Raw genomic sequence first — 22,139 nt, 5'->3', positions numbered from 1 at the left:
ACATGTCGCAGTTCACCGAGTTCGTGCAGCCTCAGATGGGCCGGATCTTCACCGCCCTGGGGCTGGACGTGGAGTACGTCCGGGCGGAGGGCAACACCCTCCACCACCGTGACGAGCAGGGCGCCGAGGTGCCCGTCCTGGACCTGATGGGCGGCTACGGCTCGCTGATCCTGGGCCACAACCACCCCGAGATCGTCGCCCACGCGCACGAGCTGCTCGACCAGCGGCGGGCCGTGCACGCGCAGTTCTCGCTGCGGGAGGAGGCCGGCCGGCTCGGCGCCGCGCTCAGTGACGTCGTCCGGCGGGAGACCTCCGTCAAGGAGCCGTACGTCGCGACGTTCGGCAACAGCGGTGCCGAGGCCGTCGAGGCGGCCGTCAAACACGCCGAACTGGTCCGGGTGCGTGCCGTCATGGAGCTCGCCGAGACGGTCGCCGCCCACGTGGAGCGGGCGCGGGAGGCGGTCGGCCGGGGCGAGGCCGTCGTCGACGAGGACGCCTTCCGCGCCGCCGCGGTGCGGGAGCGGGCACCGGAGGGCGGGGGGATCGAGGCGCTGCTGGCGGCGGTCGGGGCGCACAACGCGGCGGCGCTGGCCACCCGGCCGCTGTTCCTGGCGCTGGAGCGGTCCTTCCACGGCAAGCTCGTCGGCAGCGTCCAGCTGACGTACAACAGCGGCTTCCGGACCCCGTTCGCGAACCTCGGGACGCGGGTGCGGTTCGTGCCGATGGACCGGCCCGAGCTGCTGGACGACATCGCCGACGAGGAGCGGGTGACGCTGCTCGACGTCGAGACCGACGGCGGGCGGGTCCACGTCGTCGAGCGGGACCTGCCGGTGATCACCGCGTTCCTGGTGGAGCCGGTGCAGGGTGAGGGCGGCATCCATGCGCTGACCGTCGAGCAGGGCCGGGCCATCCGGCTGTTCTGCAACAAGGTCGGCACCGCGCTGATCATCGACGAGGTGCAGAGCGGTCTGGGCCGCTGCGGGGCGTTCCTCGCCAGCTCGCTGATCGGGCTGCGCGGCGACTACTACACGCTGTCCAAGTCGCTCGGCGGCGGGCTCGCCAAGATCTCCGCGATGCTGGTCCGGAAGTCGCTCTACCAGGGCGAGTTCGACATCATCCACAGTTCCACGTTCGCCATGGACGACTTCTCCTCAGCCATCGCCCGCAAGGTCGTCGAGCTGCTGGAGGCCGGCGACGGGCAGCTGTACCGGCAGGTCACCGAGCGCGGCGAGAAGCTCACCGCGGTGCTGAACGGCCTGAAGGCCGCCTACCCCGACGTCATCGAGGACGTCCGCGGCAAGGGCCTGTTCCTCGGCGTGCAGCTGCGCGACCAGGGCGGTGCCCGCTCGATGGTGCTGCGCGGCAGCGCGTACACCGGGTCGCTGGGCTATCTCCTCTCGGGCTACCTGCTGCGGCAGGAACGCATCCGGATCGCGCCGACCGGCAGCGCCGGCAACGTGCTGCGCATCCAGCCGTCCGCATATCTCACCGACGAGGAGATCGAGCAGCTGCGCGGGGCGCTGGACCGGCTCTGCCGCATCCTGCGGTACGAGGACACGCTCCACCTGGTCCACCCGGCCAGTGACCGCCGGATCCCCAAGCCGCGCGCCGAGATCCGGGACTTCCGGGGCGCGCTGCCCGGCTACGAGCAGGGCGCGCCGCGGCCGGTGACCGGGCCGGTGCGCAAGGTCGCGTTCCTCAACCACCTGATCGAACCGGCGCACCTGCGGCAGGTCGACCCGGCGCTCGCCGAGCTGAGCGACGCCGCGCTGCGCTCGTTCGTCCTGGGCATGGACCCGGTCAAGAAGGCCGCGCCCTATCCGGGCGTGCGGATCGACTCGCCGCTGGGCAGCGCCGTGGAGTTCGCGCTGTACCCGCTGATGGTGTCGTCCGAGCAGATGGGCGGCTATCTGGCGTCCGGTGACGTGGCGGGGATCCGCGCGGACATCGAGGAGCGGGTGCAGGCGGCCCGCGAGGACGGCTGCACGGTGGCCGGTCTGGGCATGTACACCTCGATCGTCACGAACAACTGCACCTCGCTGAAGGTCCCCGGCATCGCGTTGACCAGTGGTAACGCGCTGACCGTGGCGATGGGTGTGCAGGCGATGGAGCGGGGCGCGCAGGACCGGGGCTGGAAGGTCGAGGACGCCACGCTGGCCGTGGTCGGCGCGGCCGGCAACATCGCGTCGGTCTACAGCCAGCTGTTCGCCGAGCGGCTCGGCCGGATCGTGCTGGTCGGCAGCCGCCGCGACGGCTCCGCCCGGCGGCTGGGCAACACGGTGCACGGCATCTACCAGGAGTGCTGGTCGCGGATCGCGGCCGGCGGCGAACTCGCCGGCATCCCGGCGCGGCTCGCGGAGGAGCCGCTGATCACCAAGTGGCTGGCCGAGGGGCCGGGCGGCGACGACGCCGGGCGCGGCCGGGCCATCGCCGAGTACCTGACGGAGCGTTACGGCAGCGACCCGTTCCTGACCGTCACCCAGGACAGTGCGGCGCTGCGCGAGGCACAGCTGGTGCTTGCCGCCTCCAACAGCCCCGAACCGTTCCTGACCGGCGAGCACTTCGCCGACGGCGCGGTGATCTGCGACATCGCGGTGCCCAACAACGTGGTGCCGGGCGTGCCCGAGCAGCGGCCCGACCTGGCGTACATGCTCGGCGGGATCGTCGCCACCCCGAACGGCGAGAGCCTGCACCCGTCGGCGCGGGCCTTCCTGGAGGCCGGCCAGCTGTTCGCCTGCATGGCGGAGACCGCGCTGATGGGTCTGGCCGGCCTTACCCACCACTACTCGTACGGGAACATCAGCCGCCAACAGGTCATCGACATCGCGGCGCTGGCCGACGCGCACGGGCTGCGGCTGGCCGACTACAAGAGCGCCCACTCGGTCTGAGACCCCACTTCACGAAGCGTGCGAGAGGACATCATGGAATTCGAAGGCCAGGTGGCGCTGGTGACCGGCGGCAGCCGGGGCATCGGCCGGGCCATCGCCCTGAAACTGGCGGAGGGCGGCTCGGACATCGCGCTCAACTACCGCAGCGCGACCCGCGAGGCGGAACAGGCCGCCGAGCAGATCGCCGCACTCGGCCGCCGCGTCGAGCTCTTCCAGGGGGACGTCTCCGACCCCGTCGTGCCGCAGCAACTGGTCGCGGACGTACGGGCCGCCTTCGGGCGGATCGACGTCCTGGTCAACAACGCCGGCATCACCCGCGACGAACTGCTGGTCAACCAGAGCCTGAAGGACATCGAGCAGGTGCTGGCCACCAACCTGGTCGCGCCGATGCTCACCGTCCAGGCCGTGGCGCCCCTGATGATGCGCCAGCGCTACGGCCGGATCGTCAACATCTCCTCGTCGGCCGCCTCCAAGCCGGGCCGCGGGCAGTCCAACTACGCGGCGGCCAAGGGCGGTCTGGAGGCGTTCACCAAGGCGATGGCGGTGGAGCTGGCGTCCCGCGGGATCCTGGTCAACGCGGTCGCCCCCGGCGTCATCAACACGGAGATGACCGACGCCATCCGCAGCCACGGCGAGGACGAGATCATGCGCCGGCTGCTGGTGAAGTCCTACGCCGAACCCGAGACCATCGCCGACGCCGTGGCGTACCTGGCAAGCCCGCGCAACACGTACGCGACGGGCGAGGTGCTCCACATCGACGGCGGCCTGAAGATGGCGTGAGGGGACCACGATCATGACCGACGACATGACAACGGCCGGGGTCGCCGGCCTGCCGGACGGCGGTCCGGTGCCCGGCGAACTGGCCGGGAAGACGGCCGTGGTGACCGGCGCGGCCCAGGGCATCGGCCGGGAGACGGCCCTGCTGCTGGCCGAGGCCGGCGCCGCCCGGCTGATCCTCCTCGACCGGGACGCCGGGCAGCTGGAGACGGTCGTCAAGGAGGCCGCCGACCTCGGCGCCACCGCCGTGGCCGTCGCCGCGGACCTGCGCGACCGGGAACTGGTCCGCACCCGGCTCCGCGCCGAACTCCGGGCCGCCGGCACCCTCGACATCCTCGTCAACAACGCCGGCGTGGCCGACGAGAACGGGCCCGACGACGAGACCACCTGGCTGCGGGTGCTGGACATCAACCTGCACGGCACCTTCGCGGTCACCGCGGCCTGCCTGGAGTACCTCGTCGACCACGGGCGGATCGTCAACGTCTCGTCGATCCTCGGCAAGGCCGGCAAGATGCGGAACACCGCCTACTGCGCCTCCAAGCACGGCCTGATCGGCTACACCAAGGGCCTCGCCCTGGACCTCGCGGCCCGCGGCATCACCGTCAACGCCGTCCTGCCCGGCTGGATCGACACGCCCATGCTGCGCCGCGAACTCGCCGCGCAGGCCGAGGAGATCGGCGCCGACCCGGCCCGGATGCTGCGCCAGGCCCGCAAGGGCATCCCGCTGCGCCGGCTCGTCGAGGCGCGGGAGGCCGCGGAGCTGATCGGATTCCTGGTCTCCGGCCGGGCGTCGGCGATCACCGCGCAGAGCCTGACCGTCGACGGGGGCTACACCCGTGGAATGTAGCCGGTGGCTGCGCCGGCTGGGCCCGGCGCCCGCCGCGGACGGGGCGCAGCCGGCCGCCCGGGTGGTGTGCTTCCCGCACGCCGGCGGTGGCGCGGCCGCGTTCCGGCCGCTCGCCAAGGCGGTGGCGGCCGCCACCGCGGAGGCCGCGGCCGGCCCGTACGAGGTGCTGGCGGTGCGCTACCCGGGCCGCCACGACCGTATCCGCGAGGAACGCCTGGAGGACCTGCGCGAACTGGCGGCCCGGGCCTGCCGGGGGCTGCTGCCGCTCACCGGGCGGCAACCCCTGGTCCTGCTCGGGCACAGCATGGGCGCGCTGATCGCCTACGAGGTGACCCGGCTGCTGGAGGGGGCGGGCGCCGGCCGGCCGGTGCGGCTCGTCGTCTCCGGCGCCTGGGCGCCCTCCCGGGTCCGCGGTGGCACCGTCCACCTGCGCGACGACGACGGGCTGATCGAGGAGATCCGGCGCACCCAAGGCACCGACCCCCGGGTGCTGGACGACCGGGAGCTGCTGGCCATGGCGCTGCCCGTGGTCCGCAGCGACTACAAGGCCGTCGAGACCTACCGGTACCGCCCCGGCCCGCTGCTTCGCACCCCCGTCACCGCCCTGGTCGGGGACGCCGACCCGCTGGTGACGGTCGACGACGCGGCGGCCTGGCGGGCGCACACCGTGGGGGACTTCCGGATGCGGGTCTTCCCGGGCGGCGACCACTTCTACCTGACCCGGCACTGGCCGGACCTGGCGCGGGCCGTCGTCGCGGCACCGGACCGGGCGGCCTCAGACCGGCAGGGAGCGGTGTGGCCAGCGGGCCCGGGCCTGCTCGGGGGAGCGCAGGGTCGCCAGCGTCATCAGGCCGCGGGTCCGGCCCGCTTCCAGCAGGTCCGGTAGCGCGGGCAGCGGCGCGAGGGCCGCGATGTCGTCCAGGACGAGGGTGAGTGGTGGGTCGAGCCGACCGGCGGATGACCGTTCGGCCATGCGGCGGCCGTGCTCGACCACGTACGAGAGGAGTGCGGTGAGCAGCGGCATCGCACCCGGGTCGGTACGCGGATCCTCGACGGGCTCGCCTACCACGTAGAGCGTTCCCCCTTCGTCGATGAATGATTCGAGAAGGAGCGAATCCGCGCGCAGCGGATTGCAGGCGTCCCGGATGTGGATCGACGACAGCGCGCCCAGCGCCCGCCCGACCAACTCCTTGGCGGCCTCCCGGCGTTCGGCGTGCGCGGTGAGCACCGACTCCAGCTCACCGGCCTGCCCGGCGGACGCCTGGGCGCTGGTGCGCAGGATGCGGACCGGCTCCTGTGCGCCGCCCGCGGCGTGCGCCCAGCGGTGCAGCTGACGGAACGGCCGGCCGTCCACCGCCGCGGCGTGCAGCCAGCAGCGCAGCAGCGTCTGCGCGGCGTCCGCGAGCGCCGAGTCCAGGGAGCCGGCGGGGCGTACGGGGGCCAGCAGGGCGGCGGCGCGGGCGGTCGCGGTGGCGAGGTCCTCGCAGCCGGCGGTGGGCGACCAGCGCATCCGGGCCGGGGTGTCGAGGCGGTGGGTGGGGTCGTAGGTCAGCAGCGGGCCGAGCTTGGCGCGGGCGTCCTTGGTCCCGGCCCACAGGGCGGGGTCCGTGGTGGCCACGATCAGTGCGCCGGGGGCGGCGGCCGCGACGGCGCCGGCGGCGGTCCGCGCGGCGGACCGGTCGGAGGTGAACTCGACGCGGGGCAGCGCCGGTTCACCGGGCGCGGCGACCGCACCGGGCGCGCCCGGGGACGCGGTGCGCTGCTCGGGGACCGGGCCGGGCGGGACGGGGGCCGCCGCATCGGCCGGTGTCCCGGGAACGGCCGGCGGTTCCGGAGCGGCCGGTGTCTCCTGGGCGGCCGCCGTCGGTACGGCCGGGGCTTCCGGGGCGGCCGGTACAGGCTGTGCGACGGGGGCGGTCGGGGCGGCCGCCGCGAGCGGAGGGCCCGGTGCGTCCTCGACGAGCCCCGCCCGCGCGGCCCTTGCCGCCGCCCGGGCCTTGGCGCGGCGGGCGGCCCGTACGGAGCGGTAGCGGGTGACCGTGCCCATCGTGAAGATCGTCAGGACGAGCAGGACCATCAGCTCGCCGATGAGGATGCCCCAGAACAGGCCGTACCCGGAGAGCTGGCCCTTGGGGGTGTCCGGCCAGGCGGCGGCCATGTCGTGCGGCGCGGACACCAGATGGCGCAGGGCCAGCGGCGTACCGGAATAGTCCACGCCCTTCGGCCAGGCGCCGTGCGCGAACAGCCCGGCCAGCCCGGTCGCCGTCCACACGAGCAGGGTCAGGCCCAGCAGGAAGGCGAGCAGCCCGACCAGCAGGGAGTCCGGGATGCCCCGCCCCCGCCCGCCGCCGTACCGTTCACCGTGCCGTTCGCCGTGGCGTCCGTCGTACCGTTCGCCGTGCCGTCCGTCGTAGGGCCCGTCGTCGTATCCGCGCGTCACGCCACCGTCTCGCTCGACTCGTCTCTCCACCGGCGCTCCATCGCCATCGCCTCGGCGCGTGCCTCGGCCTCCGCGTCCGCCGCCGCGTTGAGGGCGGCCCGGGGGTCGTCCGCCGGCAGCGGGGACGACTCGGTCATCGCCCGGTCGGTGTAGACCAGCGGGCGTTCGGCCTCCGTGATGAGGTGCTTGACGACCTGGACGTTGCCGTTGACGTCCCAGACCGCGATGCCGGGCGTCAGGGTCGGGATGATCTCCACGGCCCAGCGCGGCAGGCCCAGCACCCGCCCGGTGGCCCGCGCCTCGTCGGCCTTCTGCGCGTAGATGGTCCGGGTCGAGGCCATCTTCAGGATCGCCGCGGCCTCCCGCGCCGCCGCGCCGTCCACCACGTCCGACAGGTGGTGCACGACCGCCACGAACGACAGGCCCAGCCGGCGGCCGAACTTCAGCAACCGCTGGAACAGCTGCGCCACGAACGGTGAGTTGATGATGTGCCAGGCCTCCTCGACCAGGAAGATGCGTTTCTTCCGGTCGGGGCGGATCCAGGTGTGTTCCAGCCAGACGCCGACGATCGCCATCAGGATCGGCATCGCGATGGAGTTGCGGTCGATGTGCGAGAGGTCGAAGACGATCAGCGGGGCGTCCAGGTCGATGCCCGCCGACGTCGGCCCGTCGAACATGCCGCGCAGGTCACCGTCGACCAGCCGGTCCAGCACCAGCGCCACGTCCAGGCCCCAGGCCCGTACGTCGTCTATGTCGACGTTCATCGCCTCGGCCGACTCGGGCTCCGGGTGCCGCAGCTGCTCGACGATGTCCGTCAGCACCGGCTGCCGGTCGGTGATCGTCTCGTTGACGTAGGCATGGGCGACCTTGAGGGCGAAGCCGGCCCGCTCGTCGAGGCCGTGGCCCATCGCCACCTCGATGATCGTCCGCAGCAGGGCAAGCTGGCCGGTCGTGGTGATGGACGGATCGAGCGGGTTGAGCCGGATGCCGCCGTTGAGCGCCGCGGTCGGGTCCAGCCGGATGGGAGTTATCCCCAGCTCCTGCGCGATGAGGTTCCACTCGCCGACGCCGTCCTCGCCCTGCGCGTCGAGCACCACGACCTGCCGGTCCCGGAACCTCAGCTGCCGCAGTACGTACGTCTTCTCCAGCGCGGACTTGCCGTTGCCGGACTCGCCGAGCACGAGCCAGTGCGGGGCCGGCAGCTGCTGTCCGTACAGCTGGAACGGGTCGTAGATGTAGCCCTTGCCGCTGTAGACCTCACGGCCGATGATCACGCCGGAGTCGCCGAGGCCGGGCGCGGCGGTGGGCAGGTAGACCGCCTGGGCCTGGCCGGTGGAGGTGCGTACCGGCAGCCGTGTCGTCTCCACCTTCCCGAACAGGAAGCTGGTGAACGCCTCGGTGAGCGCTCCGAGCGGATCGAGCATGACCATGACGTACGCGCCTCCCAGCGGCTTTAGCGGCGGATCCCGGTCGCGAACGGCAGGGTGTTGACGAACGCCCGGTGGTGCTCCCGGTCGCACCACTCCAGCTTGAGGTACGACTTGCCGGCCGAGGCCCGGATGGTCCGCTTGTCCCGGGCCAGCGCCTCCGGTGACCGGGACGAGACGGTGAGGTAGCCGACGAGGTTGACGCCGGCCGCGCCGGACGCCAGGTCCTCGCCGCGCTGGTCGACGCGGCCGTGGTGGGCGACGTCGCGCGGGTCGACGACCCGGTTCATCTTCGCCGCGCGGCTCGCCTCCGCGTCGTCGTTGGTCTTCTCCGTCAGCATCCGCTCGATGGCGACCTCGGTGGGCTCCAGGTCCATGCAGACCGCGACCGTACGGATCACGTCCGGGGTGTGGACCAGCAGCGGCGCGAGGAAGTTGACGCCCACCGGGGTCAGCGGCCACTCCTTGATCCAGGCGGTGGCATGGCACCAGGGCGCCCGGGTCGACGACTCCCGGGTCTTCGCCTGCAGGTACGTCGGCTCCATCGCGTCGAGCTCGGCCGGCCAGGCGTTGCGCTTGCTCATCGCCTGGATGTGGTCGATGGGGTGGTCCGGGTCGTACATCGAGTGCACCAGCGACGCCAGCCGGGCCTGGCCGAGCGGCTGGCGGACCCGGATGTCGGCCTCGGCGAGCCGGGCGCAGATGTCGGTCAGTTCACGGGCCATCACCACCGCGAGTCCGGCGTCCCGGTCGAGCTTCTTGCGCAGCAGCCCGCCCTGGTGCATCCGGGCGGCCCGCGCCATGGTGTGCGCCTCGGAGGCCAGCTCACGGGTGTAGTGCATACAGGCGACGAGGTACGCGCGGTGCTGCTCACTGCTCGTCGACACCATCGACTGCAGCTGGTCGTAGGAGTCCCGCAGCCACTGCGGGGAATTCCGGTCGCCCCGCTGGGCGACGTCCTTGGCGTGCGCGTCCGGGTCGGCCGGGAGGGTACGCGCCAGCATCTGCAGCCGGGTCACGAAGCCGTCGCCGTTGGCCACGTGCTTCAGCAGCGTCCCGAACCGGTCGACCAGCGCCTCCTGGTCCTCGCTGTCCCGCAGCCCGACGCCCGGGCCCTCGATCTCGATCGCGGCGGTCACCGTGCGCCGGTCGGCGTGCAGCAGCACCGCGATCTCGTCCGGGCCGAACGGCGCGCTGAGCCAGTTGATCCGGCCGATGCCGGGCGGCGGGCCGATCTCCACCTCGCGGCCGTCCAGCCGGGTGCCGGCCTCCGCCGCGCCGGAGCGGTAGACCGCGCCGCCCTTGCGGACCGTGCGCCGGAAACTGCGCCGGATCTCGAACCACCGGTAGAACGTACGGCCCTTGTACGGGACGTAGACGGCGGCCAGGCCCAGCATCGGGAAGCCGGTGAGGGAGACGATCCGCAGCGGGAGACTCGGGACCAGCAGCCCGCACATCATGCCGAGGAACGCGCCCGCGATGATCAGCGCGATCTCGCCGGTCTCGCGGTTCTTGCCGACGATCGCGTTCGGCCGGGCGCGGCCGATCAGATACGTACGGCGGGGCGTGACCGGGTGGGACTGGGTGCTCAACGCCCGTCACCTCCTGCTGTCTTGCCGGTGCGGGCGCTGCTGCTCGGGCCGGGGCCGGGATTCGTACGGGGAGCGGGGGCGGCGGGGGACGGGCCGCGGCCGCCGCCGGTGCGGGAGCTGTGCGCGGCGACGCCGCCGGAGACCGCGTCGGCCGGCCGGGACTGGCCGCCCTGCGCGCCCTGCGGCTGGCCGCCGCCGTCCCCGCCGGAGCGGCGGGTGCTGTGCGTCTTGATGCCCTGCGAGACCAGCGCGGCGGGGGAGCTGAGCACGGCGGCGGCGGCGTTCTCCGCACCCCGGCTCATCCGGTTGTTCCGCGAGGCGGCGATCTCGTCGCCGAACCCGGGGACGAACCGGTAGATCACCGCGCTCGCGAAGATCGCCAGCAGGATGATGGCGAGGCCGGACACCACCGCGGAGATGGCGTTCGGGCCCTTGTCGCCGGAGAGCGCCCCGGCGATGCCCAGCACGATCACGATCACCGGCTTCACCATGATCACCGCGATCATGATGCCCGCCCAGCGGCGCACGTGCCCCCACATGTTCTTGTCGACCAGCCCGGCGTACACCACCGTCCCGAGCAGCGCCCCGACGTACAGCAGCGCGGCCCGGATCACCAGCTCCAGCCACAGCACACCGGCGGCCAGCACGGAGACCAGGCTGACCACGATCAGCATGATCGGCCCGCCGCCGATGTCGGTGCCCTTGGTGAGCGCCTGCGAGAACGACCCGAAGAAGGTGTCGGTCTGCGCGCCCGTCCCCTTCGCGATGATCGCGGTGACCCCGTCCGTCGCCGACACGACGGTGTACAGGATCAGCGGCGTGAACGCCGACGCCAGCACGGTCAGCCACAGGAACCCGACCGCCTCACTGATCGCCTCCGTCAGCCGCACCCCGCGCACCGCCCGCTTGGCCACGGCGAGCAGCCACAGCACGAGCGTGAGCACGGTGGACGCGGCGAACACCACGGCGTACTGCCGCAGGAACGCCGCGTTCGTGAAGTCCACCTGCGAGGTGGCGGTCACGGCATCGGACAGCTTGTTCACGATCCAGGCGGCGGCTTTGGCACAGCCTTTGGCCAGGGATTCGAGGGGGTCGAGGGGGTTGGAGTCGGTGAGGCCACCGCCCCCCGGGTCCGGTGTCTTGCTGCCGCCCGAGCGCTGCTCGCAGAGCTCCTTGGCCTTGTCCGCGAGCAGATCGCAGGCGCCTTCGCTGGGTTTGGGCGAAGGAGCCGCGAACGCCCGGGCGGAGAGGAGCACCAGGGCGACCTGAAGGCCGGTCAGCGCCGAGGTGACCGCGAGAGCCCGGCGTCGGTTGTTACCTCGCATAGGTGAGCCCTCCGAACCCTTGGACCGCCTTGGACATGTCCTTGGCCGTCGAGGCGGTCTGGTCGCCACCGACCGGAGCCGGCCCGTCCTTCTGCGTGAAACCGGCGACCTTCCAGTCGCCGTTCACCCACTGGAGCTGCATCGTGGACGTGTACCAGCTCTCCGCGACCGGATTCTGGGACCCCTGCCCGGCGATGCCGAACAGGAGGGAGTACCAGACCGCGACCTCGGCGGTGCTGTCCTTGAACTTCTCCGTCTTCGTACCGACCGGGTTCGCCCGGGAGACGAAGGTCGCCCCGTCCGGCGCGGTGCCGTTCGCCTTGAGCCCGATCCGGCCGAGGAACTTCGGGTCCGTGTAGACCTTGCGCAGGCTGTCCTTGCGCGCCTTGGCAGCGGCGGGGGTGTAGACGGCATCGACGATCACATCGCGCCGGCCCGACGCATACATTCCGTCACTGCTCAACGCCACCACATAATTCGCCGCCGCCGACTGCGCCCCCTGTTCCGTCTTGGGGAAGCCCGAGGCGATGCCGCCGTTCTTCGTGGTGACGGGCTTGGTGCCGGTGGGGGTGGTGGGGCGGGCGGGGCCGGGGGCGTTCTTGGGGGAGTCGCCGGAGGTGTCGGAGTCGGTGCTGGTGCTGCCGCCGCGGTTGGCGAAGGCGATGGCCGCGAGGAGCAGGACGATCACGCCGACGACCGTGATGAGGTTGCGGCTGGACAGCCCGCTGCGGGGCCGGCGCCCCGGGCCGTAGGGGTCGCCGCCGCTGTCGGGAAGTCTGGTGCGGGTCTGGCCCGTCTCGGGGCCGTGGTGGCCGTCGCCGCCGTAGCCTCCGTCGTCGCTGAGACTCATCGCCCCTGTGCCCCCTCTGCCTCTACCGCGGTCGCCGTCCGTGCCGTCGTTGTGCCGCCCTCATATGACCGTAGCTGCGCGGGCGGCAGCTCGGGTGCGGGGATACGAGTACATCTCACGGTGACGATTCCTCAGATGCGGTGCCGCGGAGGCGAATGGGGGACTGTGGGTTATTTGTGCTCATCGCCTCGCTCCGCGTCGGCCGTCGCCCTCTTGCGCCTTTTCGGGCCTTCCTTCCCCCGGATCCACCTGTCCCCGTCCGGCGGGCAGCCCAATCGGCCCGCTGGTCGCGGGGGTGCGAAGGGTGCGCGACGGGCCCGGCGGGCCGGGGTGAGTGGGCGTCAGCATGGGGACTTCACAGGTGGCCTTCGCAGGGGAGGTACGGCCGGGTGGAAGCGGGCGGGGGCACGGGGCGGCGGAGAGAGGACGGGCGGGGGCGCAGGGGGGCGGCGTGGGGACGGACGCCTGCCCGGCTGCGCCCGGGCGTGGCGGTCCGAACCGCTCCAGCCCCGGACCTCGCCCTGCCCCCCGGCTCTCGCCGCCGGCGCCCTACACCGCCATCCCGTACACGATGGTGAACAGCGTCCCCAGGGAGCCGATGATGAAGACGCCGGTCAGGCCGGCCACGATCAGGCCCTTGCCCTGTTCGGCGCTGAAGGTGTCGCGCAGCGCGGTGGCGCCGATGCGCTGTTTGGCGGCGCCCCAGATCGCGATGCCGAGGCACAGCAGGATCGCCACCGCCATGACCACTTCGACCATCACGCGGGCCTCGTTGCCCAGGCTTCCGAACGGGCCCCAGTCCGGGGCGATTCCGCCGATGATGGTGGTGATGTCGCCCTTTTCGGCTGCAAGGACCATGTGTGACATCTGCGCCATGTGTGAACTCACCGCCCCTTATGGGTCGTTGCTGGTGCCGCTGCGCCGGCCGGCGCAGGTCGGCCGCTCTCTTCGCCCTCTATCTTCGCTGACAAAGACGCCGTCAGAAGTCGACTTGACGCCTTTCTTCGACGGATCCCATGGGGGTGGCGTGTACGTGCGGGTGCGGGCCACCCATTGAGCCGACGGTTCTCACTGTGTGTATCACGGGCGATAACCGCGAGCAATGATCATCGGTGCGGCGGGGAGGTGCGCGGACGGCTACTTCGGCGCGTGGGTCATGGCGAAGACCATCACGAGGGCCACCAGGTGGATCGCGAAGAGGAAGTACGCCACCCGCCACCACAGGTGACGGTTCATCTGCTGCTGATTGTTCGGGTCCATGGCTCTCGTCCTGGTTCGGGGCGTCCTGTGCAGTGTCGCTCATCCGGCGGTGCGCCGGGCGCCGCGAGGGGCGGATGTGAGCGGGATCGCGTCCCGGCGGCGCGCCCCCTGCGCCGCCGGTGTGACGCGCGACGCGCGGCGCACGGCCGGAAAAGGGCAGTGAACCACGCCTGAATGGGGGAGGGTTGGAGGGTGCGGAAATTCTGGGTGGCCGGTGGGCTCGGGACGGGGCTGGTGCTCCTGCTCGGGCTGCTCGTGATCGGTACGTACGTGGCGGCGGCCGGGCTGGCCGGGGTCGGCGGGCGGGCGCTCGGGCTGGCCAAGGGCGCGGTGCCGGCCGCGTACCAGGACCTGGTGCAGAAGTGGGGCACGCTCTGCCCGGCCATAAGCCCCGCGCTGCTGGCGGCGCAGCTCTACCAGGAGAGCGGGTGGAACCCGAAGGCGCAGAGCCCGGCGGCCGCGCAGGGCATGGCGCAGTTCATCCCGGGCACCTGGCAGACGCACGGGATCGACGGCAACGGTGACGGGAAGAAGGACGTCTGGGATCCGGAGGACGCCATCCCGTCGGCCGCCTCGTACGACTGCGAGCTGGCCAGTTACGTGAAGAAGGCGCCGGGCGACGCCACGCACAACATGCTCGCCGCCTACAACGCCGGTGCGTACCGCGTCATCCAGTACAACGGCGTCCCGCCGTACCGCGAGACCCAGAACTACGTGAAGACCATCACGACCCTGGCCAAGAGCTTCGAGGCGCCGCGCGGGCCGGTGGCGCCGTCCCGGCAGGCCGCCGGGGCCATCTACTACGCCCAGGACAAGCTCGGTACGCCGTATCTGTGGGGCGGGACCGGCACGGCCGCGCAGGGCGGGCGGTTCGACTGCTCCGGGCTGACCCAGGCCGCGTACCACTCGGTGGGAATCGAGCTGCCCCGGGTGGCGAACGACCAGTGGAACGCCGGGCCCCACCCCAAGCGCAGCGAGCTGCTCCCGGGGGACCTGGTGTTCTTCGCGTACGACCTGAACGACCCGCGCTCGATCCACCACGTGGGTCTCTACGTCGGTGGCGGGTACATGATCAACGCGCCGTACACCGGGGCAGTGATCCGGTTCGACAAGATCGACACACCGGACTACATCGGGGCGACCCGCGTCACCTCGGATGGCGCAAAAGCGCTCCCCGCTGCGAACGCTGCGTGAACATAGGGCCCTGAACTGCAGTGATGAGTCAAGCTTCGATAACGTCCTGGTGATCATCCGGTGGAGAGTGGAACGACCGGGGCGGTCATCACGTTTCCTAGGCGTGGGGACGTAGCAGCTCGCAGCAGCACCCGCTCGACGACCACGGGGGTTGGCAGCACACGGACGGCGCACGCGCGCGCGAAAGATAAGGGGCCGCGGTAGATGGCTGGACTCGCATTCGAGGGGCCGAACCCCGACGTCGACGTGCTCGACGGCATCAACGGCCTCGCGAAGGACGCGCCCCACTGGGTCAACCAGGCCATGGAGTACATCGGCGAGTACGGCATCATCGCCGCCCTCGCGGTGCTGTGCCTCATCGCCTGGTGGTCCGCGCGCCGCCGGCCGGGCGCCGCCGGCGCCGTCGCCGGCCTGGTGTGGGCCCCGCTGGCGGCCGGCATCGCGCTGCTGGCCAACATCCCGATCCGCGAGTTCGTCGAGCGGCCCCGGCCGTTCAAGGACCACGCCGGACTGGCGGTGCTGATCCCCGGCAAGAGCGACTTCTCGTTCGTCAGCGACCACGCCACGCTGACCATGGCGGTCGGCGTCGGACTGTTCATCGCGCACCGCACCTACGGCCTGATCGGCATCGCCCTGGCGCTCGCGGAGGGCTTCTGCCGCGTCTACATGGGCGTTCACTACCCGACCGACGTGATCGGCGGCTTCGCGCTGGGCACCGCCGTCGCCCTGCTGCTCGCGCCGCTCGCCCAGGCGCTGCTGGTGCCGCTGACCACCGCGATCGGCCGCTCGAAGGTGTTCTGGCTGGTCCGGGCGTCCGGGGTGCCGGTGGACGGCCGTCCGGGGCAGGACGGCGAGGGCAGCCGGGTGGTCGCCACCGGGCCGGCGCTGCCGCGCGGCCCCAAGGAGCGGGACAAGGATCTGGCGGCCTGACGGACGGCCCACCGGCCCGGCTCCCCTCGGGGGAACGAAGACCTGGCGGATGAGGACGGCCCGGACCCCGTGCGGGGGCCGGGCCGTCCCCATGTCCGCCGGCGGGATCAGAGCGCCTGCGGGAAGGTGCTGAACAGCCGCTGCGGGTCGTAGGTCTTCTTGACCTGGGCGAGCCGTCCGGCGGCCGCCCCGTAGTAGGCGGTCTTCCAGTCGGTCAGGTTCGGGTCGGTGTAGTTCTGGTACGCGGCGCCCGAGGAGTACCGGTGCATCGCGGCATGGAAGGAATCCAGCCACGCTGTGCGGGTGCCGGGCGAGCCGCTCGCCGGCCAGGACGTCAAGTACTGGGCCAGGAACCGCGATCCGCGGTGCACGAACGCGGTGTCGGTGCGGCCCACGCGGTTGATCGCCCCGCCCAGCGCGGTCAGCGCCACGTTCCCGGCGACGCCCTTGCGGCCGCCGCGCTCGATCTGGTCCATCAGGGTCCGGATGCCGGTCGCCGACAGCGAACGGTCGAAGAAGTGCGAGCGGGCGGCGTAGGTCTCGCGGCCCAACTGGCCGCTGCCGGTGTGCCCGGGCAGCGAACCCGGCATGTGGCACTGCGCGGAGGTCTTCGACGAGCAGCCCGCGTAGGTCTCCATGGCGTCCAGATAGCCGATCGGGGTCAGGTGCACGGTGGACGCCGGGCCGGGGCCGCCCGCCTGGTCGGCGAGCCGGTCCACGGCGTTCTTCAGGTCGCCGTACGTGCCCAGGGAGAACGCCGCCACCGACACCGCCGGGGTGCCGCCGGGGCGGGCGTCGAGATGGCAGGCGGACCATATCTCGTCCGCCTGCACCGGCCCCCACTTCTGCCAGGACGCGACCACCTTCGCCGCCTTGGCCCACGGCCAGGTCATGTACGCCATCACCGCGCGCGGCGCCGGATGCGTACGGAAGCGCAGCTCGGTGACCACGCCGAAGTTGCCGTTGCCGGCGCCGCGCAGCGCCCAGAACAGGTCGGCGTGCTGCTTGGCGTCGCAGTCGACGGTCTTCCCGTCCGCCGTCACGACGGTCGCGCCGACCAGGCTGTCGCAGGTCAGCCCGTACGCCCGGGAGACCACGCCATGGCCGCCGCCGAGCGTGAGCCCGGATATCCCGACGGTGGGGCAGGAGCCCCCGGGTATGGTCACGCCGTGCGCCGCGAGGCCCTGGTAGACGTCGATGAGCTTGGCGCCGGCGCCGATGCGGGTCACGCCGCCGGAGGGCGCGCCCACCTTCGCGAGCGCCGAGACGTCGATGATGAGCTTGCCGTTGCCGCTGGACCAGCCCGCGTAGGAGTGGCCGCCGCTGCGGATCGCCACCTGGGTGCCGTACCGCCGGGCGAACGCCAGGCATTCGGCGACGTCGGCCGGGTGCTTGACGTACGCGATCGCCGACGGCCTCAGGTCGTCGTAGCGGGTGTTGTAGAGCCGCCGGGCGGCCGCGTAGGCGGCGTCCGAGGCGCGGACGAGCTTGCCGTCCAGGCTCTTGCCGAGCGCCGTCCAGGACGCCGGTGTGGCCCGGCCGGCGGCGATCCGCGCGGGCGCGGAGGCCGCGTTGGTCTGCACGGCGTCGGAGCCGGCCGTGGCGGAGGAGGAGGCCGCGCCCGTCCCGCCGCTCTTGTCGTCGCAACCGGTGGCCCAGACGACCGAGGTCGCCGCGAGTCCGCCGCCGGTCTGCAGGAGTGTGCGCCGCTTCACTGGGTTGGATCCCCCTCGATGTCGAACGGTCCTGCCCCGTCCGCCGGTGGCCCGACTGGTCGTCGCGGGGCTGTCACGGGACCGCTGTTGCTTCCCTCACTAGGCAGATGCGTGAGGGGCGTTGGGGGTTCCAGGAACGGATTCCCTCATTCCACGGAGTGTCCGGGGCGGGGCCCGTCGCCGGCCTCCGACAGGTGCCGCTCCGCGTCCGTCCGCGCCTGCGAGCGGGCGCGCCGGGCCGGCCCGCGCCAGCCGCAGTCGCAGCGGGCCGTGCAGAAGGAACCGCGTTCGGTGGTGGAGGTCGCATGCAGCGCTCGGTCGGGCACCCGCGTCACGCTACGCGTCTCGGATGTCGCCAGCGTGACGAGCCCCCTCAACGGTCGTTGAACGGATCGGTCGACGGAACGTCAGGCGCACACGGGCGGGACGTCGAACCCTCCCGAGCGAACCGGCCGGCCAGGCCGGTCCCGAAGACAGCGGCCGAGGGGGCTCGTACGCGATGGTGGTGCAGGACAGGCGGGGCGGCCGGACGGCCGCCGTGGCCCTGGCGTGCGGGACGGGTCTGGCGGTCGGGCTGCTGACGGCGGGCTGTTCCTCCGAAGGCGCCGCGGCCGACGACCACGAGCCGCCCGGCGGGTCCGCCGCCGCGGTCGCCGCCCGGGTCCACGGCAGCGCCGACGCCCTGCTCCGGGCCCGCTCGGCCCGGGTCCGTACGGCCCTGGAGACGAACAGCGGCGGCACCCGCGTCGCCATCCGCGGCACCGGCGGCTACGACTTCACCACCGGCACCGGACGGCTCGTCGTCGTCCTCCCGGACCCGGCGGACCGGCCCGGCGAGGGCCGCCAGCCGATCACCGAGATCCTCGCGCCCGGCGCGCTGTACATGAAGAACCGGGGGGCCGGGGTGCCCGCCGACAAGTGGGTGCGGGTGGAGACCGCCTCGCTGACCGACGGCAACCTCGTCACCGGCGGCGCCACCGATCCGCTCGCCGCGGCGGAACTGCTGCGCGGCGCACGGCAGGTGACGTACCAGGGCGAGGAGCGGCTGGACGGCGTGCCGGTGCGGCACTACCGCGGGACCACGGACATCGCCGTGGCCGCGCGGGCCGCCTCGCCGCGGACGAAGCCGGCGCTGGTCGCCGCGGAGAAAGGGTTCACCACCCGCGCGGTGCCGTTCGACGCGTATCTGGACGAGGCGGGCCGGCTGCGCAAGGTGCGCGAACGCTTCCGTTTCGCCAATGGCGCGCCCGAGGGGGCATCGGTGACGTCGACCACCGAACTGTCCGGATTCGGGACTCCTGTGGTGGTCCGCCTGCCGGACCGCCGCGACATCTACGCGGGCAAGATCGCTTCGGCCGCTCCGTAGGAGCCCACCCTTCCGTCCCGGCCGCCGGGAGCGGAAATGGTCCTTCCGTGCCATGCGCGCGGTGCGGGCCCGTCCTTACGCTGGCGGTACCACCGCATGCGTGCGAGGCGCCTGGAGGAGGAGGTGTTGTCCGTGGCCGGCCACCGCCGTCCGACGGCCTGGGACCACGTGGCCCTCGTGGAGATCGACCTGACCGGTGAGTTGATGATCGCGGCGGCGACCGCGAGCGAGGACCGGCTCAGTCCGGACCGTATCGACGAGGTGCTGGACGTGGACGTGGAGGCGGACGGGGACGGGGGCGGTGGCGAGCCGTCCGGTGCCGCGGGCCGTGGATAGCCCGCCGTCAGCTCCGCAGCATCCGCTCGATGGCCTTGGTGGCCTCCTGGACCTTGGCGTCGATGGCCTCGGGCCCCTTGACCGCCGCGTCGGCCACGCAGTGCCGCAGGTGCTCCTCGAGGAGCTGGAGCCCGAAGGACTGCAGGCCCTTCGTGCTCGCCGAGACCTGGGTGAGTATGTCGATGCAGTAGACGTCCTCCTCCAGCATCCGCTGGAGTCCGCGGATCTGGCCCTCGATGCGGCGCAGTCGCTTGAGGTGTGCGTCCTTCTGCTGTGCGTAGCCGTGGACGCCGTGCGCCGGGGCGGTCTCTGCGGTATCCGTCACGGTCCGGGGGGCGGATTCCGGCTGCGTGGGGTGGCCGGCCGCGGCGGCTGCGGTGCGGCCGGTGGTGTCGGCGTCCGTGGTCGTCATGGCCGTCTCCCGTGGTATTTAGGCGATCTATATACCCCTGGTGGGTATATGGTACCGAACTTTGCGGGCACTCGTGGTACCCCGTGCAGAGCATGCTGCCCGATGGGCGACACTGAAGGAATGCCGGTTAGCAGTGGCTGGATGATGCGCCTAGCATCAACTCGACCGAATCCGATGCACCCCGAGGATTTCACGTGCGTTTTCGTCTGACCCCCAGGGAGACGAGCTTCTACGACATGTTCGCCGCCTCCGCGGACAACATCGTCACGGGCTCGAAGCTCCTGATGGAACTGCTCGGGGCGGACGCCTCCGCGCGGACCGAGATCTCCGAGCGGATGCGAGCGGCGGAGCACGCGGGGGATGACGCGACCCACGCGATCTTCCACCAGCTGAACTCCTCGTTCATCACGCCGTTCGACCGCGAGGACATCTACAACCTCGCCTCGTCGCTCGACGACATCATGGACTTCATGGAGGAGGCCGTCGACCTGGTCGTCCTGTACAAGGTCGAAGAGCTCCCCAAGGGCGTCGAGCAGCAGATCGAGGTGCTGGCGCGGGCGGCGGAGCTGACCGCCGAGGCGATGCCGAACCTGCGGACGATGTCGAACCTCACCGAGTACTGGATCGAGGTCAACCGCCTGGAGAACCAGGCCGACCAGATCCACCGCAAGCTGCTCGCGCACCTCTTCAACGGCAAGTACGACGCCATCGAGGTGCTCAAGCTCAAGCAGATCGTGGACATCCTGGAAGAGGCGGCGGACGCGTTCGAGCACGTCGCCAACACCGTCGAGACCATCGCGGTCAAGGAGTCCTGAGCCCCGGCCATGGACACCTTCGCGCTCATCGTGACCATTGCGGTCGCGCTCGGTTTCACCTATACCAACGGCTTCCACGATTCGGCGAACGCGATCGCGACCTCGGTCTCGACCCGGGCGCTGACCCCGCGGGCCGCCCTGGCGATGGCCGCGGTGATGAACCTCGCCGGTGCCTTCCTGGGCAGCGGCGTCGCCAAGACGGTCAGCGAAGGGCTGATCGCCACCCCGCACGGTGACCAGGGCATGGGCATCCTGTTCGCCGCGCTGCTCGGTGCGATCGCCTGGAACCTCGTCACCTGGTACTTCGGCCTGCCCTCGTCGTCCTCGCACGCGCTGTTCGGCGGCATGGTCGGCGCCGCGCTGGCCGGCGGCACCACGGTGATCTGGTCCGGGGTGATCGAGAAGGTCGTCCTGCCGATGTTCATCTCGCCGGTGATCGGCCTGGTGCTCGGCTATCTGGTGATGGTCGTCATCCTGTGGCTGTTCCGGCGGTCCAACCCGCACAAGGCCAAGCGGGGCTTCCGCATAGCCCAGACCGTCTCGGCCGCCGGCATGGCGCTCGGGCACGGCCTGCAGGACGCGCAGAAGACCATGGGCGTGGTCGTCATGGCCCTGGTCATCGCCGACGTCGAGGACAAGAACGCGGCCATCCCGATCTGGGTCAAGCTGGCCTGTGCGATCACCCTGTCGCTCGGTACGTACGCGGGCGGCTGGCGCATCATGCGCACCCTGGGCCGCCGCATCATCGAGCTGGACCCGCCGCAGGGCTTCGCCGCGGAGACCACCGCCGCGTCGGTCATGTACACCGCGTCGTTCATGTTCCACGCGCCGATCTCCACGACCCACGTCATCACGGCCGGGATCATGGGCGTCGGCTCGACCAAGGGCTCGCGCGCGGTCCGCTGGGGCGTGGCCAAGAACATCGTGATGGGCTGGTTCATCACGATGCCCGCGGCGGCGCTGGTCGCGGCGCTCGCGTACTGGCTGATCCAGCTGGTCTTCGGCTGACGCACCGGCCGGAGCACCCACCGGCCACCACACAGCAGTGGGCCCGCCCCCCGGGAAGGAGGGGCGGGCCCTTCGCCTTGCGGTGGCACCGCCATGCAGCACCGCAGGACGCTCGGGGGTGGCCGGCCGGACGGCCTAGCCGAAGCGGCCGGAGATGTAGTCCTCCGTGGCCTGCACCGACGGGTTGGAGAAGATCCGCTCGGTCTCGTCGATCTCGATCAGCTTGCCGGGCTGGCCGACCGCCGCGAGGTTGAAGAACGCCGTACGGTCCGAGACCCGCGCCGCCTGCTGCATGTTGTGCGTCACGATGACGATCGTGAAGCGCTCCTTCAGCTCACCGATCAGGTCCTCGATGGCGAGGGTGGAGATCGGGTCGAGGGCGGAGCAGGGCTCGTCCATCAGCAGCACCTGCGGTTCGACGGCGATCGCGCGGGCGATGCACAGCCGCTGCTGCTGGCCGCCGGAGAGGCCCGAGCCGGGCTTGTTCAGCCGGTCCTTGACCTCGTTCCAGAGGTTGGCGCCCTTGAGGGACTTCTCGACGATGTCCTTGAGCTCGTTCTTCTTGTACGAGCCGTTCAGCCGCAGCCCGGCCGCGACGTTGTCGAAGATCGACATCGTGGGGAACGGGTTGGGGCGCTGGAAGACCATGCCGACGGTGCGGCGGACCGCCACCGGGTCCACACCGCTGCCGTAGAGGTTCTCGTCGTCCAGCATCACCTTGCCCTCGACGCGGCCGCCGGGGGTGACCTCGTGCATCCGGTTCAGGGTGCGCAGGAACGTCGACTTGCCGCAGCCGGAGGGGCCGATGAAGGCGGTCACCGTGCGCGGCTCGATCGTCATTGAGATGTCGTCGATGGCCTTGTGGCCGCCGTAGTACGCGGAGAGGCCGCTGACGTCGATTCGCTTGGCCATGGAAATCACTGCTTCTTTCGCGGGGGTACGTCTGGTCGCTGTCTT

Annotated in this window: 21 protein-coding genes; 10 read left to right on the top strand and 11 right to left on the bottom strand. The window is 71.8% G+C overall.

What is annotated here, in order from left to right:
* Positions 1–2 precede the first annotated feature (2 nt).
* From IG62_RS0128445 to IG62_RS45350, 4 genes are read left to right on the top strand one after another with little or no spacing between them, the layout of a single operon-like run.
* Positions 3–2,888, top strand: coding sequence for an aminotransferase class III-fold pyridoxal phosphate-dependent enzyme (locus IG62_RS0128445; protein WP_030809348.1), 2,886 nt, complete (start codon positions 3–5; stop codon positions 2,886–2,888).
* 33 nt (positions 2,889–2,921) lie between these two features.
* Positions 2,922–3,668: a 3-oxoacyl-ACP reductase family protein gene (locus tag IG62_RS0128440; protein WP_030809345.1), complete on the top strand. Its 747-nt coding sequence runs from the start codon at positions 2,922–2,924 to the stop codon at positions 3,666–3,668.
* Positions 3,669–3,681: 13 nt separating this feature from the next.
* Positions 3,682–4,512, top strand: a complete 831-nt coding sequence (locus IG62_RS0128435) for an SDR family NAD(P)-dependent oxidoreductase (RefSeq protein ID WP_234326788.1) — start codon at positions 3,682–3,684, stop codon at positions 4,510–4,512.
* Entirely contained in the window at positions 4,502–5,398 is an 897-nt protein-coding gene (locus IG62_RS45350; protein WP_078872297.1) for a thioesterase II family protein, read from the top strand. Before IG62_RS0128435 ends, IG62_RS45350 begins: the two co-directional genes overlap by 11 nt.
* Here IG62_RS45350 and IG62_RS0128425 read toward each other — a convergent pair.
* The 7 genes from IG62_RS0128425 to IG62_RS49670 all read right to left on the bottom strand — a co-directional run bounded on the left by IG62_RS0128425 (position 5,288) and on the right by IG62_RS49670 (position 13,406).
* Positions 5,288–6,952: a type VI secretion protein gene (locus tag IG62_RS0128425; protein ID WP_420711120.1), complete on the bottom strand. Its 1,665-nt coding sequence runs from the start codon at positions 6,950–6,952 to the stop codon at positions 5,288–5,290. The two genes, IG62_RS45350 and IG62_RS0128425, sit on opposite strands and share 111 nt — an antisense overlap.
* A complete protein-coding gene (locus IG62_RS0128420; RefSeq protein ID WP_030809334.1) occupies positions 6,949–8,376 on the bottom strand; it encodes an ATP-binding protein in 1,428 nt (475 codons plus the stop codon). The genes IG62_RS0128425 and IG62_RS0128420 overlap by 4 nt, the downstream gene beginning before the upstream one ends.
* A 29-nt stretch (positions 8,377–8,405) precedes the next feature.
* The gene (locus IG62_RS0128415) at positions 8,406–9,971 is read right to left on the bottom strand and encodes an SCO6880 family protein (protein ID WP_030809331.1); all 1,566 of its coding nucleotides are present in this window, start codon (positions 9,969–9,971) and stop codon (positions 8,406–8,408) included.
* Positions 9,968–11,296 carry a membrane protein gene (locus IG62_RS0128410; RefSeq protein ID WP_030809328.1) on the bottom strand — a complete coding sequence of 443 codons (1,329 nt, stop codon included), beginning with the start codon at positions 11,294–11,296 and terminating at the stop codon, positions 9,968–9,970. Before IG62_RS0128410 ends, IG62_RS0128415 begins: the two co-directional genes overlap by 4 nt.
* Complete coding sequence (locus IG62_RS0128405) at positions 11,286–12,146, bottom strand: hypothetical protein (RefSeq protein WP_030809325.1); 861 nt, start codon at positions 12,144–12,146, stop codon at positions 11,286–11,288. The genes IG62_RS0128410 and IG62_RS0128405 overlap by 11 nt, the downstream gene beginning before the upstream one ends.
* Positions 12,147–12,695: 549 nt before the next feature.
* Positions 12,696–13,004: a hypothetical protein gene (locus IG62_RS0128400; RefSeq protein ID WP_030415911.1), complete on the bottom strand. Its 309-nt coding sequence runs from the start codon at positions 13,002–13,004 to the stop codon at positions 12,696–12,698.
* A 279-nt stretch (positions 13,005–13,283) separates the two neighbouring features.
* Complete coding sequence (locus IG62_RS49670) at positions 13,284–13,406, bottom strand: hypothetical protein (protein WP_267887923.1); 123 nt, start codon at positions 13,404–13,406, stop codon at positions 13,284–13,286.
* Positions 13,407–13,598: 192 nt separating this feature from the next.
* On the opposite strand from IG62_RS49670, the gene IG62_RS0128390 reads away from it, so the two are divergent.
* Positions 13,599–14,600, top strand: a complete 1,002-nt coding sequence (locus IG62_RS0128390; RefSeq protein ID WP_030809321.1) for a bifunctional lytic transglycosylase/C40 family peptidase — start codon at positions 13,599–13,601, stop codon at positions 14,598–14,600.
* Between the two features lie 204 nt (positions 14,601–14,804).
* Entirely contained in the window at positions 14,805–15,530 is a 726-nt protein-coding gene (locus IG62_RS0128385; RefSeq protein WP_030809318.1) for a phosphatase PAP2 family protein, read from the top strand.
* Between the two features lie 107 nt (positions 15,531–15,637).
* Here IG62_RS0128385 and IG62_RS0128380 read toward each other — a convergent pair whose 3' ends face one another.
* Complete coding sequence (locus IG62_RS0128380; protein ID WP_030809315.1) at positions 15,638–17,245, bottom strand: FAD-binding oxidoreductase; 1,608 nt, start codon at positions 17,243–17,245, stop codon at positions 15,638–15,640.
* A 146-nt stretch (positions 17,246–17,391) separates the two neighbouring features.
* Positions 17,392–17,571: a hypothetical protein gene (locus IG62_RS42425; protein ID WP_037839533.1), complete on the bottom strand. Its 180-nt coding sequence runs from the start codon at positions 17,569–17,571 to the stop codon at positions 17,392–17,394.
* 173 nt (positions 17,572–17,744) lie between these two features.
* On the opposite strand from IG62_RS42425, the gene IG62_RS0128370 reads away from it, so the two are divergent.
* Both IG62_RS0128370 and IG62_RS0128365 read left to right on the top strand, forming a co-directional pair.
* Positions 17,745–18,611 carry a hypothetical protein gene (locus tag IG62_RS0128370; protein WP_030809312.1) on the top strand — a complete coding sequence of 289 codons (867 nt, stop codon included), beginning with the start codon at positions 17,745–17,747 and terminating at the stop codon, positions 18,609–18,611.
* Between the two features lie 96 nt (positions 18,612–18,707).
* On the top strand, positions 18,708–18,947 hold the full coding sequence (locus IG62_RS0128365) for a hypothetical protein (protein ID WP_051798716.1): 240 nt from the start codon (positions 18,708–18,710) through the stop codon (positions 18,945–18,947).
* Between the two features lie 7 nt (positions 18,948–18,954).
* Here the strand turns inward: IG62_RS0128365 and IG62_RS0128360 are convergent, their stop codons facing one another.
* Positions 18,955–19,359, bottom strand: a complete 405-nt coding sequence (locus IG62_RS0128360) for a metal-sensitive transcriptional regulator (RefSeq protein ID WP_030809306.1) — start codon at positions 19,357–19,359, stop codon at positions 18,955–18,957.
* A 194-nt stretch (positions 19,360–19,553) separates the two neighbouring features.
* On the opposite strand from IG62_RS0128360, the gene IG62_RS0128355 reads away from it, so the two are divergent.
* Positions 19,554–20,174 carry a DUF47 domain-containing protein gene (locus IG62_RS0128355; RefSeq protein ID WP_030809303.1) on the top strand — a complete coding sequence of 207 codons (621 nt, stop codon included), beginning with the start codon at positions 19,554–19,556 and terminating at the stop codon, positions 20,172–20,174.
* A gap of 9 nt (positions 20,175–20,183) precedes the next feature.
* Entirely contained in the window at positions 20,184–21,182 is a 999-nt protein-coding gene (locus IG62_RS0128350; protein ID WP_030809300.1) for an inorganic phosphate transporter, read from the top strand.
* 135 nt (positions 21,183–21,317) lie between these two features.
* Here the strand turns inward: IG62_RS0128350 and pstB are convergent, their stop codons facing one another.
* Positions 21,318–22,094 carry a phosphate ABC transporter ATP-binding protein PstB gene (gene pstB, locus IG62_RS0128345; RefSeq protein ID WP_030809297.1) on the bottom strand — a complete coding sequence of 259 codons (777 nt, stop codon included), beginning with the start codon at positions 22,092–22,094 and terminating at the stop codon, positions 21,318–21,320.
* Positions 22,095–22,139: the final 45 nt, after the last annotated feature.

Origin of the sequence: Streptomyces sp. NRRL S-337, from assembly GCF_000720175.1 — a bacterium.
Lineage (GTDB): Bacteria > Actinomycetota > Actinomycetes > Streptomycetales > Streptomycetaceae > Streptomyces > Streptomyces siderophoricus.
Note: the sequence above shows the minus strand (reverse complement) of the source record. Positions and strands in the feature narration are given on the sequence as shown.

Coding starts and splice junctions, on each gene's coding strand:
- IG62_RS0128445 (WP_030809348.1), top strand. CDS start 3: ATGTCGCAGTTCACCGAGTTCGTGCAGCCTCAGATGGGCCGGATCTTC.
- IG62_RS0128440 (WP_030809345.1), top strand. CDS start 2,922: ATGGAATTCGAAGGCCAGGTGGCGCTGGTGACCGGCGGCAGCCGGGGC.
- IG62_RS0128435 (WP_234326788.1), top strand. CDS start 3,682: ATGACCGACGACATGACAACGGCCGGGGTCGCCGGCCTGCCGGACGGC.
- IG62_RS0128420 (WP_030809334.1), bottom strand. CDS start 8,376: ATGCTCGATCCGCTCGGAGCGCTCACCGAGGCGTTCACCAGCTTCCTG.
- IG62_RS0128410 (WP_030809328.1), bottom strand. CDS start 11,296: ATGCGAGGTAACAACCGACGCCGGGCTCTCGCGGTCACCTCGGCGCTG.
- IG62_RS0128405 (WP_030809325.1), bottom strand. CDS start 12,146: ATGAGTCTCAGCGACGACGGAGGCTACGGCGGCGACGGCCACCACGGC.
- IG62_RS0128400 (WP_030415911.1), bottom strand. CDS start 13,004: ATGGTCCTTGCAGCCGAAAAGGGCGACATCACCACCATCATCGGCGGA.
- IG62_RS49670 (WP_267887923.1), bottom strand. CDS start 13,406: ATGGACCCGAACAATCAGCAGCAGATGAACCGTCACCTGTGGTGGCGG.
- IG62_RS0128385 (WP_030809318.1), top strand. CDS start 14,805: ATGGCTGGACTCGCATTCGAGGGGCCGAACCCCGACGTCGACGTGCTC.
- IG62_RS0128370 (WP_030809312.1), top strand. CDS start 17,745: ATGGTGGTGCAGGACAGGCGGGGCGGCCGGACGGCCGCCGTGGCCCTG.
- IG62_RS0128365 (WP_051798716.1), top strand. CDS start 18,708: ATGCGTGCGAGGCGCCTGGAGGAGGAGGTGTTGTCCGTGGCCGGCCAC.
- IG62_RS0128360 (WP_030809306.1), bottom strand. CDS start 19,359: ATGACGACCACGGACGCCGACACCACCGGCCGCACCGCAGCCGCCGCG.
- IG62_RS0128350 (WP_030809300.1), top strand. CDS start 20,184: ATGGACACCTTCGCGCTCATCGTGACCATTGCGGTCGCGCTCGGTTTC.
- pstB (WP_030809297.1), bottom strand. CDS start 22,094: ATGGCCAAGCGAATCGACGTCAGCGGCCTCTCCGCGTACTACGGCGGC.